Consider the following 15,877-nt stretch of genomic DNA (forward strand, 5'->3'; position numbering starts at 1 on the left):
GTTCTAATCACGATTCGACAAACGCAAGAATCATGTCGATTCCGTGGGTTTACTTCGAAATACGGATGCCAGACGACCTCCGCGTCCTCTGCGTGGACGACGACCCGGACGCCGCCCGCACGACCGCGGAGTCTCTGCAGGACGCGCGGCTCGACTGTCTGGTCGCGACGACCGGTACGGACGCCCTCGACCGCCTCGGTGAGAGCCGGGTCGACTGCGTCGTCAGCGAGTACGAGATGTCCGGGATGGACGGCCTCGACCTGTTGGCGGCCGTCCGGGGGCGCAGGACCACGCTCCCGTTCATCCTGTTCACCAGCACCGGCTCCGAGTCCGTCGCCAGCGAAGCAATCTCCGCCGGTGTCACCGACTACCTCCCGAAGAGCGCGACGGAGGCCCACCAGCTCCTCCGTGAGCGTGTCGAGAACGCCGTGGACCAGTGCCGCGCCGAACGCGGGCTGGAGGAGACCCGGGGCCGCCTCGAAGGGCTCCACCATCACGCCGTCGCCATCGCCGGGGCGCACGACCGCGAGACCGTCGTCGACCAGGCGCTGGTCGCCGCCGAACGCATCCTCGACTTCGACGTCTCCGGAATCTACGTGCTCGAAGACGGGACGTTCGTCCCCCAGACCGAGCGCAGCTACCAGCCGGAGGGTGACCTCCCGACCGTCGACGACGGCGTACTCGGCTACACTTACAGCCAGCGCGAGTCGGTGCTGGTCAGGGACGTCCGCGAGGACACGACTGCCCGGCCGGACCAGCCGGAGTTCCGCTCGGCAGTCAGCGTCCCGGTCGGTCGCTACGGCGTGTTTCAGGCCATCTCGGAGGAGGCCAACGCCTTCACCGAGACCGACAGGGAGCTCGCGGAGCTCCTCGTCACCCACGTCACGCAGGCGTTCGACCGACTGGAGAGCGAGGCGGACCTGCGACGGGCGAACGAGCAGCTGCGAGCCATCCTCGACAACACCACGGCGAACATCTACATCAAGGACCTCGACGGCCAGTACCAGCTCGTCAACGACAGCTTCCGGGAGCTGGTCGGGCTGGAGCCGGGCGAGGCGGTCGGCAAGACCGACTTGGACCTGCAGAACGGCGAACACGCCAAGGAGGTCCGCGCGAACGACCGGCTGGCCGTCGAACGCGGCGAAGCCATCCAGATCGAAGAGACCGGCGAGTTCCAGGGCGACGAACGGATCTACTACTCAGTGAAGGTCCCGCTGTACGGGGACGACGGCGAACCCGTCGGCGTCTGTGGCATCTCCTCGGACATCACGGAGCTGAAGCAGCGTGAGCGGGAGCTACAGCGCCAGAAGGAGCGACTCGACGAGTTCGCCCACCTCGTCAGCCACGACCTCCGGAGCCCGCTCAGCGTGGCGCATGGCTACCTCGACCTCATCGAAGCGGATGTCGACCACGAGTACATCGGGAAGATTGCGAACGCACACGAGCGGATGGAACGCATCATCGAGGGCGTCCTCACGCTGGCCCGTGAGGGTCGGGAGATCGGCGACCGGCGACCCGTGTCCATCCGGGCACTCGCCACCGAGGCGTGGAAGACGGTGGAGACGGGGGCAGCGACCCTGTCCGTCGTCGACGACACGACAGTCGAGGCCGACCGGGACCGGCTCCGACAGGTGTTCGAGAACCTGTACCGCAACGCGCTGGAGCACGGCGCACCAGACGACGGCAACGAGCTCACTGTCACGGTCGGAACACTCGCCACGGGCGGTTTCTTCGTCGCGGACGACGGTGTCGGCGTCCCCGAGTCGCTTCAGGACGAGCTGTTCGAGGCCGGGGAGAGCTCGGACAGGGACGGCACCGGCTTCGGGTTGGCCATCGTCGAGCGCGTGGTCACTGCCCACGGGTGGACGGTCGAGCCAGTCGACTCGCAGGACGGCGGCGCGCGGTTCGAGATCCGGACCTGACTACTGTCCGAACCGGGTGACGTTCTCCAGCTCGTCCAGCTTCGGCTCGGCGAACGCCTCCCGGGCGATGCTGCGGAGGTGGACCTCGTCCGCGCCGTCGATGATGCGGAACGCACGGACGTTCTCGTAGAAGTCCGCGAGCGGCAGGTCCTTCCCGATGCCGTTACCGCCGCAGATCTGGACGGCCTCGTCGACGGCCTCCTGTACGACGTTCGCGGTGAACACCTTCGCCATGGCGACGCCGATGCGGGCCTCCTTCCCGGCCGCGATGTCGTCGGCCGCGTGGCGAATCATCGTCCGGGCCGCGTGCAGTCGGGTCCGCGAGCGCGCGACGCGGAACCGGAGTGCCTGCTTCTCCGCGATGGGCTCGCCGAAGGACTCCCGCTCGCTCGCGTACGCCGTGGCGATGTCGAGCGCGCGGTCGGCCATCCCGCCGAAGCGCATGCAGTGGGTCAGTCTGGCCGGGCCGAGGCGCTTCTGGGCCACCGCGAAGCCGGCGTTCTCCGGGCCCAGCGTGTTCTCGACCGGGACGCGCGCACCGTCGAACTTCACCTCGGAGTGGCTGGAGCCGACGGGCTCGCCGCCCAGGTGCGGGATGTCGCGGACGACCTCGACGCCGTCCGTGTCACGCGGCACGAGGACGATGCTCGCACCCTCGTAGGGGTGTGCGTCGGGGTCGGTGCGGGCCATCACGAGGAAGACATCGGCGTCGGCACCGCCCGTTGTCCACCACTTGTGACCGTCGATGACCCACTCGTCGCCCTCCTTCTCGGCCGTGGTGCTGAGCATCTTCGGGTCCGAACCGCCGCCCTGCATCGGCTCGGTCATGCAGAACCCGGAGTTCATCTCGCCGGCCGCGAGCGGTGCGAGCCAGCGCTTCTGCTGCTCCTCCGTCCCGACGATCTCGAGCGTGTGCATGTTGCCCTCGTCCGGGGCGGCACAGCGCATCGCGAGGCCGCCGAGCAGACTCCGCCCGGCCTCCTCGAACACGGGCAGCATCGCACGGAAGTCCAGACCGAGTCCACCGTACTCCTCAGGTATCTGTGGCCCGTACACCTCGTACTCGCGGGCCGTCTCGCGCAGGTCGTCGATGACCGAGTCGGGGATCGACTCGTGACCCAGCCACTCGCGCTCGACGGGGATGACCTCGTTCTCGACGAACTCGCGGGCTCGCTCGGCGACTTCCTGTCCGGCGTCCGGGTCGTGGTACTCCATGGCACCTGTTTCGGACGCCGGGGTCAAAAACGGTCCCACACAGCAGGGAACTCGTTCGGCGTTTCCCCTCGTCCTCGGGCGGTAGCGGCCATTTCTACCCCATTTTAACATTGTTAGCTGCCGTGACCCGAGGTTATTCCTACGACCCCCACGTCGTCCCGGGCGTGACAGACGAACCCGACGAGTACTTCGACCGACTCGTCGACGAGGCCGCCCTGGAGTCGTACCTCCGGGCGAACCTCGGCGACGCGGACGACTTCGAGGTACGCCGCCACCAGGCCGGCCATTCCAACGAGACGCTGTTCGTCACCTGGGGCGGCGAGGAGCTGGTACTCCGGCGGCCGCCGCCGGGCGAGACGGCCGACAAGGCCCACGACGTGTTGCGGGAGTACTCGGTCGTCGACGCGCTCCAGTCGACCGACGTGCCGCTCCCCCGGACTGTCCTCGCCTGCGACGACCACGACGTGGTTGGCAGCGACTTCTACCTGATGGAGCGTCTCGACGGCACGGTCGTTCGGGGCGGGGACGGTGACCCGCTCTCTGCGCCGGCGGACCGCAGGCACATCGGCGAGGAGCTGGTGGACACGCTCGCGGCCATCCACACCGTCGACGTCGACGACGTGGGACTCTCGGAGTTCGGCCATCCGGAGGGGTTCAGCCAGCGGCAGGTCAAGCGGTGGTCCGAGCAGCTCACCTGGGCGTTCTCGAAGACGAGCGACGAGCGCGAGGTCCCGGCCATCTACGACGTCATGGAGTGGCTGCAGGAGAACGCACCCGAGGAGCACCCGCACACGCTCGTCCACGGCGACTACAAGCTGGACAACGTGATGTACGACCTCGCCGACGAGCCAGAACTCATCGGCGTGTTCGACTGGGAGATGAGCACCCTCGGCGACCCGCTGACGGACCTCGGCTGGATGCTGTCGTTCTGGCGTGACGCCGGCGACCCCGACCCGGTCTCGGGCGAGTTCTTCGACGCGTTCCTCGAGAACGAGGGCTACCCGACCCGGCGGGAGCTCGTGGACCGGTACGAGGCCGCGACCGGCATCGAGTACACCAACGACCGGTTCTACCGGGCGCTGGCGGTGTACAAGCTCTGTGGCCTCGGCGAGATGTTCTTCGCGCGCCACCTCGCCGGCGACGCCGACGACCCGCTCTATCCGAAGATGCGCGAGGCCGTCCCCGCGCTGGCCGACCGTGCCCAGCGCATCATCGACGGCGAGGAGCCACTGTAGCCCGGAGGCCCGCCGCCAGCGGTGCTTGCCATAAATTTCGATAGATTATGATATCTATACCAATAGTTCTTTGACACTTGGAAACCTGTGCGTGAGTATGGGGGTGCTCGCCGCACTCGCCAGCTTGGGGGCTGGCACGACAGCGACTGCAACGACCACGGGGTTGGGGGACCTCGGCGCGTTCTGGACTCTCTCTGTTCCGGTTCGAGCCGCGGTTCTCTCCGCCTCGACACTACTACTCGGGATACTTGTCGTCGGCCTGTTCCCGGACTACGGAACGACAGCGATCGACCACGTCCGCGAGGGCATGGTCTCCTCGTTCCTCATCGGGAGCGTGGTCGCCGCCGCCTACGGGGCCTGCATCGGCATGATCTGGTACGCAGCGGGACAGGACCCGGTCGTCTCACTCATCGCGATGCCGGTGCTCTTCGTCCTCGTCGGCCTCGGCACGGTCTGGACGGCCATCGGCCTCGTCGGCCTCTGTCAGGCCGGTGCCGACCTCCTCGGTGCCGACCACTCCGCGTGGGGCGTCGGCGGCGCGGTCGTCGTCGCCGGGGCGAGCGTCATGGTCCCGGCCTACGGGCTCGCCATCGCCGTCCTGGCGGCCGTCTTCGGCTTCGGGGCCGGCATCCGGACGCGTCCGAGCGTCCGTACCCGCGACGAGCGGGTCGTCCCGCCGGACCGCAAGGTGTAGCGCGACGTTGGCAGTAGCTTAAGGGAGCGACCGGTTCTTCGGTCGGGTATGCAACTGCACTGGCACCGCGACGACCTGCGGGTCGCGGACAACCTGGCTCTCGCGACAGCGACCGACCGCGCCGTCGACCGTGGTCCCGTCGCCCCGGTCTTCGTGTTCGACGACGACGTACTCGCGCACGGCTCGCCGAACCGGGTCGCGTTCATGCTCGACGCGCTTTCACAGCTCCGGGAGGCGTACCGTGACCGCGGCAGCGATCTGCTCGTCCGGCACGGCGATCCCCGCGAGGTGCTTCCCGCGCTCGCCTCCGACCTCGGTGCCGAGTCGGTGACGTGGGCGGCGGGCTACTCCGGGCTCGCGAACGAGCGCGACGCCGCGGTCCGACAGCGCCTCGACGCGGTCGACGTGGCTCGCGAGTCCGTCACCGACGCGCTCCACCACGAGCCGGGGTCCATCACGACGAACGACGGCGACCCGTACTCGGTGTACACGTACTTCTGGAAGAAGTGGCGCGACCGGCCGAAGGCCGATCCGGTCGACGCGCCCGAGGCCGACGCGCTCGCGGACGCCGACGAACTGCCGGAGCCCGAGCCGTTGCCAACACTCGCCGACCTCGGCTTCGCGGAGCCCACCGCGGACGTACAGCCGGCGGGGACCGACGCCGCTCGCGATCGGCTCACCGCGTTCTGTGACGGTCCGGTGTACGACTACGCGGAGCGCCGCGACTACCCCGCCGACGGCTGCACGTCACGGCTCTCGGCCGACCTCAAGTGGGGGACCATCGGCGTCCGCGAGGTGTACGAAGAGACCGCGGCCGCCGCCGACCTCGCCGACTCGGAGGCCGACCGCGAGTCCGTCCAGGAGTTCCAGAGCCAGCTCGCGTGGCGCGAGTTCTACCACCACGTCCTCTTCTTCAACCCCGAGGTTGTCTCGGCGAACTACAAGGAGTACGAACACCCTATCGAGTGGCGGAACGACCCGGCGGAGCTCCAGGCCTGGAAGGACGGCGAAACCGGCTACCCAATCGTCGACGCCGGGATGCGACAGCTCCGCGAGGAGGGGTACATGCACAACCGGGTGCGGATGATCGTCGCGTCCTTCCTCACGAAGGACCTCCTGATCGACTGGCGCGAGGGCTACGAACACTTCCGCGAGCATCTTGTCGACCACGACACTGCGAACGACAACGGCGGCTGGCAGTGGGCCGCCTCGACGGGCACCGACGCCCAGCCGTACTTCCGCATCTTCAACCCGATGACCCAGGGCGAGCGCTACGACCCCGACGCCGAGTACATCACGCAGTACGTCCCCGAACTGCGCGACGCCGACCCGTCGCTGATTCACGGCTGGCACGAGGCGAGCGAGATGATGCGCGAACAGGGCGCACCGGAGTACGCGCGCCCCATCGTGGACCACGGAGAGCGCCGAGAGCAGGCCTTAACAATGTTCAAATCGGCGCGCGGCGAGGAGTGACACACGCCGAATCGTTCGGCGGGCCGGTGGTGGTCACCGGAGCGGCACAGCCCCGGGCCGAACTCCGACTCCCCTGGGCGATGGGACCGACTGGTCGGTAGCCAGCTGAGTCGCCGTCGGCGGCCGTGCGAGCCCGTCGAGCGCCTCCTGACATCCCGTGCTCGAACCCATCGTGACCGGACGTACCGATAGACGAATCGACGCACACCAGACGTTCTATTATCTTCTTCATAGTTGCAAAGAACCCCTCGATTAAAGGCTACAGGGTTGAAATAATTGTTGGCAATCGTACTAAGCTATTTCCGGGGTCGTACCCGACTGCCATCTGTTCTATGAGTCAATCGAACGACCCCTACGGACCCGAACAGTACAGGTACCGCCTTCCGGACCCGACCGTCGCCGTCGAGCGCGCGTTCGGTGTGGCGAAACACGCGTCCGTCCTCGACGGTCTCGTCGCGGCGACGAAGGTCGTCGTGGTGTCGTTGCTCCTGTCGCTACCGCTCACCACGGCGGCACTGCTCGCCGGACTCGTCACGTTCTCGGTCTACGGCTCGAACAAGCTCGTCGACGCCGAAGACGAGGTCAACTGCCCCGACCGTGCCAGCTTCGTCGCCCGGAACCGCGAACTGCTGCTGTTTGGCACGCTCGGCGCGTACGTCGTCGCACTCGGCCTCGCAGCGCTGGACGGAGTCGACTCCTTCCTGCTGACGCTCGTCCCCGCTGTCGCCGCAGTGCTGTACAGCACCCCCTGGCTGCCGTTCGACGGCGGAACCCGGGTGAAAGACCTGCTCGTCGCCAACACCGTTCTCGTCGCCGGCTCCTGGGCCGTCTACGTGACGTTCATCCCCGTCGCGTACGCAGATGCAGCCGTCTCGGTGACCGCCGTGGTCGTCTGTGTGTTCTTCTTCCTCCAGACCGTCGTCGCGGGTGAGGTCCTCAACGCCCGTGACGTGGTCGGCGACCGTGCGGAGGGCGTCCGGACGATGGCAACCGTCTTCGGCGTTCGGCGGACCCAGTGGGCGCTCTACGCGCTCGACGGGTTCTCCCTCGTACTCCTCGCCTGGGCGGCGACGACCGACATCCTGGCGTCTCCCCTCGCAATCGCCCTGGTGCCCGCGGTCGGCTACTCGGTGCTGGTGACCGCGCTGGTCGGCCGCGACGTCGACCGCAGACGGCTCGGCACCTGCCGCGACTGCCAGTACCTCGTCATGCTCTGCTGTGTGGCGGTCGCCGCCTGAAATCGCGGCTCGATATTGCCAGTCGAGTTAAGGGCGTGGGACGAGAACCCGATGTACATCGGCTCCCCCCGGAAATGTCCGCCTCGCTCGTTCCCATGTCAGGGCTCCTCATCATCGCCGCCGTGGCCACGATAGTCGCCTGGCTCGCATACCGTCAGCGCCCGAAGCCAGGAGCGACGTGGCTCGCCGTGATGCTCGTCGCGGTCTCGTGGTGGGCAGCCCTCTACGCACTCGAACTACCGATACAGCGGATGGCGGTCCGTCGTCCGTTCATGAAGCTCCAGTGGCTCGCGAGCCTCACCATCCCCGTCCTGTGGTTGCTCTTCGCTCTCGAGTACACCGGCCGTGACCGCTACGTTACCCGCCGGTCCGTGGCGGCACTGCTCGTCGTCCCGGCGGTCGTGTTCGGCTTCGTCGCGACCTTCGAGCGTCACTCGCTCGTCTACCAGAACCCGCAGATCGTCGAGCAGGGCGGTACGTACGTCGTCGACCACGTGTTCGGGCCGCTGTTCTACCTCGGTATCGGCTACGCCTACCTCGTCATCCTCGTCGGGTCGCTGCTGTTCGTCTCGCTCATCTTCGACCGCAGTCCGACGCACCGACGGCAGTCGTATGCCCTGCTCGCCGCCGTTCTCGCACCCTGGGCCGGCAACCTGGTACACGTCCTCCACATCCCGATGTTCGCGCTCGACCCGACACCCATCGCGTTCATGGTGACCGGCGTCGCCAGCTACGTCGCACTCGACGAACTCGAGCTGTTCGAGGCTGTCCCCGTCCCCGACCACATCGCCCGGGACGTGGTCGTCGAGGGGATGACGGACCCCGTCGTCGTCATCGACGAGCGTAACCGCGTCGTCGACGCGAACTCGGCCGCGTCGACGATCCTCGGCTACGACGCGGCCGCCGCGCTCGGTCGCGACGCCGCGCGGGCGATCCCCGGCTACCCAATGGCACTCGACAACGACAACGAGACAGTCGAGGTCGAGACCGCACGAGGGAGACGGTACTTCGACGTGACGGTCTCCGCCGTCACGAACAGCAACGACAGCCGCATCGGCCGGGTGGTGACGATGCGCGACGTGACCGAACGCACCCACGACGAACAGCGCCTCGACGTGCTGAACCGCGTGCTCAGACACAACCTCAGGAACGAGATGAACATCGTCGCTGCCTGCGCCGAGGAGCTCTCGGACCGGGTCGAGGACGACGACCGCGAACTCGCCGAGACCATCCAGGAGCGTGCCAACGACGTCGCCTCCCTCGGTGACACCGCGCGGCGAATCGAGACGCTGCTGGAGAGCGCGGATGAGAGCGCTCTGGAGCCACTCGAGACGATGCTCTCGCGCGTTCTCGAGCGGGGACGGAACCAGTACCCGACAGCGACGTTCGAGTGTGCATGGACGACCGAGCAGGAGGTGGTATACTGTCCACGGACCCTCCAGCCTGTCGTCTGGAGTCTCGTCGAGAACGCCGCAGCGAACGGGGACGCGACGGTGACGCTCTTCGTCACGCTGGGGACCGACGGCTTCGTGTCCGTGACCGTCGCGGACGACGGCCCGGCCATCCCGCAGCGCCAGCGCGAGGTGCTCAAGTCCGGGACGGAGACGCCGCTCGACCACACCAGCGGCCTGGGGCTCTGGCTGGCCGTCTGGGGCGTGCGGTCCATCGGCGGCACCATCGACTTCGAGAGCGAGGCGGAGACCGGCAACGCCATCACCCTCCACGTGCCCTGCGAAGTCGACGAGCCGGCGACCGCCGAGAGCCGGGTTGCCAACTAGACGCATACGGGTTCTAAACTTTTAAAGGGTAATCGACCGTATGGTAAGACTGGGTGATACAAATGGCCGAGAAATCACACGCTGAACTACCGCCGCTTCCGTACGACTACGACGCACTCGAACCATCGATATCCGAACAGGTTCTCACCTGGCATCACGACACACACCACCAGGGGTACGTCAACGGTCTGAACGCCGCCGAGGAGACCCTCGCCGAGAACCGCGAGGCCGGGGACTACTCCTCGACCGCGAGCGCACTCGGGAACGTGACCCACAACGGCTGTGGGCACTACCTGCACACCCTGTTCTGGGAGAACATGTCCCCGAACGGCGGTGGCGAGCCCGAGGGCGAACTCCGCGACCGCATCGAGGAGGACTTCGGCTCCTACGAGGGCTGGAAGGGCGAGTTCGAGGCGGCTGCCTCGGCCGCCGGTGGCTGGGCGCTGCTCGTCTACGACCCGGTCGCCAAGCAGCTTCGTAACGTCAAGGTCGACAAGCACGACCAGGGCGCACTCTGGGGCGCACACCCCATCCTCGCCTGTGACGTCTGGGAGCACTCCTACTACTACGACTACGGCCCGGACCGCGGCAGCTTCATCGACAACTTCTTCGACGTCGTGAACTGGGACAAGGTCGCAGCGGAGTACTCGAAGGTCGTCGGTCGCGTCGAGTAAGCGACGAGCCGTACACCACCGAATTTTTTCGCGCCGCCGCGGCAGTCAGTTCACGACAACGCCAGCAAGATAGAACAGATCCCCGAGCGAGCGGCTGCGGCCGTCTGACTGTGGCCGGATCCGGATGTCAACGTGCCGACGGCCGACCACAGAGCCGAGTGGCATCAAGAGGGCCAGCCCCGTCGACGCGAGAAGGGTCGCCTGGTACATGGTGGTGACAGGGAGCCCCACGAACATTACTGGGTTCGGTGGGTACGTCCAGTTAGATTCCCCGGCCCGGGTGCGCATTACGGCACAAAGCACGGTGAGACGACGGTGTACGCGCCTTGCTATCGATGTCTATGTAGGCCACCGTAGCCGGCTGTCCCTCTCAGAACAGAATATATATTAAATTCGATAGCTTTAGGCGTCGCGGTGTCGTGCCTCCACTTGCTGCCAGCCGCCGCAGTCCTACCGTGCCACTGCCCTCGCCGTCGCGGACGGCGACCGACTGCAGAGCGCAGCACCACCACCACCACTTGCGAGTCGACACACTCGCAGCCTGCACCCGGCCCACCGACCGGCGTACCGCAGACCACCACCTGTCATCCTGCCGGTCGGACGGGCCGTCCCTTGCTCGAACGGGACCGCGGCTCTGAGCCCCGATCCCGTTCGACGATACTCACGACCAGCGGCCGCCGTGGACCACACGCTTTAGGTCGGGCACGGACCTACGGGGCCGCATGCCCACCGCGAAGTCAGAATTCGACGATCTCCACCCGTGTGATTTCTACGAGCCGGACGAGCTGCTCGAGGCCGACCAGATGTACACCGTCTACGAGATCGCTCGCCTCCTGCAGGGGATCGAGCCCGACGCCGAACTCGACCCGGAGACGGAGGATGTCCTGCTCGACTGGGCGATCCCGTGGATCATCGGCAACGCCGACGACCTCGTCGTCGCCACTCCCCGGTCCGACGACGAACCCGGCTACTACGGCGTCGCCACATGAGGCTCCTCGTCGCCGGCGACGCCCGTGTGGACGCCGGAAAGACGACCTTCTCGACCGGCCTCTGCGAGTACCTCGACGCCACCGGGTTCAAACCCCGGGCCGGCAACGACCACTGGTTCGACCACGACGACTACCTCACCGCCGTCACCGACGGTCGACTGTACGGCAAGGACGCGAAACGGCTCGCGGCGGCGAGTCCGGGCGACCGCCCTCCCGAGGACCTGAACCCGCTCCACCGGCTGTGGCGGCCCGCACCGGGCAGTGACACCGGCATCATCGGCGCGAGCCACCGCCAGTTCGTGCTCGACCGCGTGGGCGACCGGTTCGTCGTCAACGAGCGCGCCGACGTACCGGACGACGCCCGCGAGCACCTCCCGCTCGACGACGCCATCCACGTCGGGACGCTCGACGAGTTGAACGCGGTGATGGAGCAGCTCCACGCGCCGGCGCTCGCGGAGATACGCGAGACGGTCGAGGCGGCCAACCGGGCGGTCGTCGAGTCCTACGCGGACATCGCGCTCCCGCTCCAGGATGTCGCCTTCGACGCGGTCGCCGTCGTCGAGCCGGAGCGCGCCAGGGTGTATGGCGGCGGTCGCTACGGTCGGGCCTGCGAGGCCGTCAGCGGCAGTCCGCGCGAGGGGCGGCTGGAGGAACGTGTCGAAGACGTGCTGTCGTTCTGTGACCCGCTCGCGACCTGTCGGCTCCCCGCGCTCTCGAGCGACGAGCGGTCCCACCCGGCGACGGTCGCCGACGCGTACGAGGTCGCCTACGAGGCGCTCGTGACGGCCGCGCTCTCCTGAGTCAGGGCCCCGAAGACCGGGCCATCCGCGCCGCCAGTTCGATCTGACTGTACGGGCGGTCGGTCATCGACGGGCCGTGCCCGACGTGCATCTCGTCGAGGTCGTCGTCGACGACGTCGAGGACCCGGTCGATGCTCTCGACGAGCAACCCGTGGTCGCCCTCCTCGAGGTCGGTACGGCCGAAGCTCCCGTTCTGGAACACGAGGTCGCCCGCGAACAGCACGCCGGCGGCCGCGCTGTAGAAGCAGCAGTGGTCGTTCTTGTGCCCCGGCGTGTGCAGGGCGACGTACTCGTGGTCGCCGAGCTGGACCGTCTCCTCGTCCGCGATCCGTTCGTCGACCCCCGGTTCGTCCGTGTCGAACCCCCAGGCCCGCACGTCGAACTCCGCTTTCACGTCGGCGAGGTTACCGACGTGGTCCTCGTGCGTGTGGGTCATCACGACCGCGTCGATGCCACCGTGCTCGGCGACGCGGTCCGTGATGTCGAAGTTCGCACCCGTATCCACGAGCACGCGACGGTCGCCCTCGACCAGGAAGGCGTTGCTGGTGAACGCACGGACGCCAGCGGCGAGATTCTGTATCATGGGCGTCCCTACCCGGGCGACGGGTTTCACGGTTGCGGAGCCGGCGGACGGGGCTGACTGTTCCCCGCTGGTTACGGAGCGGTCCCGACGAGCACGAGCTGCGCGCGCTCGTCGCCGTCGTTGTGGATCTGGCGCGTCTGGTCGGCCGACAGTCGGATTGCCTCGTGTTCGCCGACGTGGACCGTCTCGTCGCCGAGGTCGATGGCGACCTCGCCCGCGACGACCACGTACACCTCCTCCTGGCCGTCGCCCTCGTGGTCGTGTTCCTTGCCCTTCGCGCCGGGTTCGAGTTCGAGGATTGTCACGCCCACCGCCTCGGTATCGAGGGCGTCCCTGAGGAACCACATTCCGCCGTACTCCTCCGGGACGACCGAGTCCACGTCGTCGGTGCTGGCTTTCGTGTAGGACATACGTATCAGAGGATGGCCGCGACGGGCAAGAAGCTATGTTTCACGGTGGAACAGGACGGCGGTACCACCGGCTCCGAACCGACACGCTCAACGGGCGTTCGACCCAAGCGACGGTCGATGAGGAGCGAGTACGCTGGCGTCGTCTACGACCTCGACGGGACGCTGGTCGATCTGGTTGTCGACTGGGACGCGGTCGCGGCGGACGTCCAGACGGTGTACACCGATGCGGGCGTCACGCCGGCCGACCGGGACCTCTGGACGATGCTCGGCGAGGCACGCGAGCACGGGCTCTACGAGGCGGTGGAAGCAGCCATCGCGGCCCACGAGTGTGACGGCGCCCGCGAGTCGCATCTGCTCCCCTGCGCCGACGAGCTCGTCCGCGAGGTCCGCCCCACCGCCGTCTGCTCGCTCAACTGCGAGGCCGCCTGTCGAGTCGCGCTCGACACCCACGACCTCACCCCGCACGTCGGCCCGGTCGTCGGCCGCGACACGGTCTCGACCTGGAAACCCGCCCCGGAGCCGCTGCTCCACGCGGTCGACGGACTCGGCCTGTCGCCCGAGGACGTGCTGTTCGTCGGCGACTCGGAACGCGACGCGGTGACGGCCGAGCGCGCCGGCACCGGCTTCCAGTGGGTCGACTGACCCGCCGGTCAGCGCTTGCGTGACGCGTAGAGATAGACGCCGATAGCGGTGCCGAACCAGACCACGGCACCGACCCGGACGGCGAACTCGGCGCGCGCGTTCCACGTCGGCAGCGAAACCGGTACCGAGAGCAGTGTCACCAGCGGTGCACCCACGAGGATGGTGACGACGAACGTCGTCCGCATCACCCACGCGTAGTCGACGCCCTCGTCGTCGCTCTCTCTCACGGCTGCGTCGACGACCTCCTCGGGGTTGCTGACGGGTTCCGGCTCCTCTTCGCTGGCGGTGCTGGCGGGTTCCGGGTCGTCCGCCTCGGCGTCTGCATCGCTCACAGTCGGTGCTGACCCCGCCAGTGGGTAAGGTCTGCCGATTTTGCGGTCGGGAGGTGGTGGACGCCATCCCGACCGCCGGTTTACTACGAGTGTAAACTCCGGGCTCGACCCCATCTTCGAGCGGGAGAGAGCCTGGTATGTGACCACCAGCCGTCACGGAACCGGCAGGCGTTTGAGCGATGTCGAGCTAGTTCGGGACATGCGAACCACGGTGCGTGACGTGCGAGAGAAGGCGGGTGACGACCCGATCACGATGCTCACCGCGTACGACGCGGTGACGGCGAGAATCGTCGACGAGCAGGGCGTGGACGTCATCCTGGTGGGCGACAGTATCGGGAACACGAAGCTCGGCCACGAGTCGACGCTCCCCGTGACGGTCGACGAGATGGCGAGCGCCACGGCCGCCGTCTCGCGGGCGACCGAGGACGCGCTGGTCGTCGCCGACATGCCGTTCCTGAGCTACGGCCACGACGAGACGGAGAGCATCGAGAACGCCGGCCGGATGTTGAAGGAGGCCGGTGCGCACGCGGTGAAACTCGAGTGCGGGCCCCACACGGTGGAGCTGACGGAGCAGATGAGCCAGCTCGGCATCCCGGTGATGGCACACCTCGGGCTGACCCCCCAGCGCGTGAACCAGCTGGGTTACGCGCGACAGGGCACCACGGCGGAGGCCGCGGCGGAGATGCTCGACCTCGCGGTCGCTCACGAGGAGGCGGGCGCGTTCTCGCTCGTGCTGGAGCACGTACCGGCCAACGTCGCCCGCGAGGTGACGGAGACGGTGTCGATGCCGACCATCGGCATCGGCGCGGGCCCGGACTGCGACGGGCAAGTGCTCGTCGTGGACGACGCCGTCGGCCTCTCGACGTGGACGCCGTCGTTCGTCGAGGAGTTCGGTGACGTGCGGAGCGAGATGGCCGACGCCGTCGACTCCTACCGCGAGGCCGTGGAGTCGGGCGAGTTCCCGGCGGAAGAGCACAGCCACGTCGAGGACGACCTCGACGGCATCTACTGAGTCTACTCCTGTACGCGTGCCACGAACCGGTCGAGCGCGCTGTTGAACGCCTCGGGCTGTTCGAGCATCGTGAGGTGGGCAGCGCCCTCGACGACTGCGACGCGGCCGTTCATGGCCTCCGCGAGGTAGTCGTGGTAGTGCGGCGGCGTCAGCTGGTCGTGCTCGCCGACGATACAGAGCGTCGGCACGTCGAGACCGTCGAGTTCGCCACGGACGTCGAACTCGTGGCAGGTCCGGAAGTCACGCTCCGTGACCGCCCGGCCACAGGCTCGCATGCTCTCGGTCGACAGTTCGACGAGCCGCGGGTCGGGGTCGTGGAACAGCCGGTCGTCCGCGTGGAGGAACTCGATGGCGCGCTCGAAGTCGTTCGCGAGCCAGTTTCGAAGGTCCTCCAGTACCCCCAGCTTCGCGCCCGTGCCGGCGAGGACGACACCGTCGAACTCGGCGTCGCGCTCGAGCAGGACGTGCAGGGCGACGGCACCGCCGAGCGAGTTGCCGACCAGGACGCTCGCCCCCACCTCCTCGGCGACGGCGAGCACGTCGTCGGCGTAAGCCGACAGCGACTCGAAGCCCGCGCTGGCGTCGGTGTCGCTCGCGCCGCCGTGGCCGCTGAGGTCGAGCGCGACCACGGGGAACTCGTCGGCGAGCCGAGCCTGTGACTTCCAGAGCCGTCGGCTTCCGCCGCTTCCGTGCACGAACAGTACCGTCTCCCCCGACCCGCCACGGTCGAAGCTCTCGTACGTCGTCGTCCGACCGTGGTGTGTGACCTGCTGCATACGAACAGGTTGCCGGGCCGAGGGCATAAAGCCTAAGTCTGTCGTGAACCGCAGATACACCGTCCGTAGTAGAACCCGCTACCGTCTGGTGGTTCCGCCGGCGA

At 67.7% G+C, this 15,877-nt stretch carries 16 protein-coding genes; 11 read left to right on the top strand and 5 right to left on the bottom strand.

Translation table 11 applies throughout. The features are described 5' to 3' along the window. The first annotated feature begins 65 nt into the window (after positions 1–65). Positions 66–1,922, top strand: coding sequence for a PAS domain-containing protein (locus tag NO978_RS00720; protein WP_257297586.1), 1,857 nt, complete (start codon positions 66–68; stop codon positions 1,920–1,922). Here NO978_RS00720 and NO978_RS00725 read toward each other — a convergent pair whose 3' ends face one another. Continuing rightward, a complete protein-coding gene (locus NO978_RS00725) occupies positions 1,923–3,137 on the bottom strand; it encodes an acyl-CoA dehydrogenase family protein (protein ID WP_257297587.1) in 1,215 nt (404 codons plus the stop codon). A 164-nt stretch (positions 3,138–3,301) separates the two neighbouring features. On the opposite strand from NO978_RS00725, the gene NO978_RS00730 reads away from it, so the two are divergent. The 8 genes from NO978_RS00730 to NO978_RS00765 all read left to right on the top strand — a co-directional run bounded on the left by NO978_RS00730 (position 3,302) and on the right by NO978_RS00765 (position 12,018). Further along, the gene (locus tag NO978_RS00730) at positions 3,302–4,372 is read left to right on the top strand and encodes a phosphotransferase family protein (RefSeq protein ID WP_257297588.1); all 1,071 of its coding nucleotides are present in this window, start codon (positions 3,302–3,304) and stop codon (positions 4,370–4,372) included. Between the two features lie 97 nt (positions 4,373–4,469). After that, on the top strand, positions 4,470–5,066 hold the full coding sequence (locus NO978_RS00735; protein ID WP_257297589.1) for a hypothetical protein: 597 nt from the start codon (positions 4,470–4,472) through the stop codon (positions 5,064–5,066). Positions 5,067–5,114: 48 nt separating this feature from the next. Beyond that, the gene (locus NO978_RS00740; RefSeq protein ID WP_257297590.1) at positions 5,115–6,539 is read left to right on the top strand and encodes a deoxyribodipyrimidine photo-lyase; all 1,425 of its coding nucleotides are present in this window, start codon (positions 5,115–5,117) and stop codon (positions 6,537–6,539) included. A 332-nt stretch (positions 6,540–6,871) separates the two neighbouring features. Then, entirely contained in the window at positions 6,872–7,777 is a 906-nt protein-coding gene (locus tag NO978_RS00745; protein ID WP_257297591.1) for a UbiA family prenyltransferase, read from the top strand. A gap of 95 nt (positions 7,778–7,872) precedes the next feature. Continuing rightward, on the top strand, positions 7,873–9,555 hold the full coding sequence (locus NO978_RS00750) for a histidine kinase N-terminal 7TM domain-containing protein (RefSeq protein ID WP_257297592.1): 1,683 nt from the start codon (positions 7,873–7,875) through the stop codon (positions 9,553–9,555). Between the two features lie 62 nt (positions 9,556–9,617). Then, on the top strand, positions 9,618–10,229 hold the full coding sequence (sod, locus tag NO978_RS00755) for a superoxide dismutase (protein ID WP_257297593.1): 612 nt from the start codon (positions 9,618–9,620) through the stop codon (positions 10,227–10,229). Positions 10,230–10,951: 722 nt separating this feature from the next. After that, entirely contained in the window at positions 10,952–11,218 is a 267-nt protein-coding gene (locus tag NO978_RS00760) for a DUF5827 family protein (RefSeq protein WP_257297594.1), read from the top strand. Continuing rightward, complete coding sequence (locus tag NO978_RS00765; RefSeq protein WP_257297595.1) at positions 11,215–12,018, top strand: ATPase; 804 nt, start codon at positions 11,215–11,217, stop codon at positions 12,016–12,018. The genes NO978_RS00760 and NO978_RS00765 overlap by 4 nt, the downstream gene beginning before the upstream one ends. Position 12,019: 1 nt before the next feature. On the opposite strand, the gene NO978_RS00770 is transcribed toward NO978_RS00765, so the two are convergent. Both NO978_RS00770 and NO978_RS00775 read right to left on the bottom strand, forming a co-directional pair. After that, positions 12,020–12,601 (bottom strand): MBL fold metallo-hydrolase, encoded by a 582-nt coding sequence (locus tag NO978_RS00770; RefSeq protein ID WP_257297596.1) that lies wholly within the window; start codon positions 12,599–12,601, stop codon positions 12,020–12,022. 71 nt (positions 12,602–12,672) lie between these two features. Further along, complete coding sequence (locus tag NO978_RS00775; RefSeq protein WP_257297597.1) at positions 12,673–13,011, bottom strand: cupin domain-containing protein; 339 nt, start codon at positions 13,009–13,011, stop codon at positions 12,673–12,675. 117 nt (positions 13,012–13,128) lie between these two features. Here NO978_RS00775 and NO978_RS00780 point away from each other — a divergent pair, with 117 nt between their 5' ends. Then, positions 13,129–13,653 (top strand): HAD family hydrolase, encoded by a 525-nt coding sequence (locus tag NO978_RS00780; protein WP_257297599.1) that lies wholly within the window; start codon positions 13,129–13,131, stop codon positions 13,651–13,653. Between the two features lie 8 nt (positions 13,654–13,661). Here NO978_RS00780 and NO978_RS19865 read toward each other — a convergent pair whose 3' ends face one another. Beyond that, complete coding sequence (locus NO978_RS19865; protein WP_369684079.1) at positions 13,662–13,985, bottom strand: DUF5822 domain-containing protein; 324 nt, start codon at positions 13,983–13,985, stop codon at positions 13,662–13,664. A gap of 199 nt (positions 13,986–14,184) precedes the next feature. Between NO978_RS19865 and panB the strand changes: the two genes are divergently transcribed. Continuing rightward, the gene (gene panB / locus NO978_RS00790) at positions 14,185–14,997 is read left to right on the top strand and encodes a 3-methyl-2-oxobutanoate hydroxymethyltransferase (RefSeq protein ID WP_257297600.1); all 813 of its coding nucleotides are present in this window, start codon (positions 14,185–14,187) and stop codon (positions 14,995–14,997) included. Positions 14,998–14,999: 2 nt separating this feature from the next. Here panB and NO978_RS00795 read toward each other — a convergent pair whose 3' ends face one another. Then, positions 15,000–15,773, bottom strand: a complete 774-nt coding sequence (locus NO978_RS00795) for an alpha/beta fold hydrolase (RefSeq protein ID WP_257297602.1) — start codon at positions 15,771–15,773, stop codon at positions 15,000–15,002. Positions 15,774–15,877 lie beyond the last annotated feature (104 nt).

It is taken from the genome of Haloarchaeobius sp. FL176 (genome assembly GCF_024609245.1).
Lineage (GTDB): Archaea > Halobacteriota > Halobacteria > Halobacteriales > Natrialbaceae > Haloarchaeobius.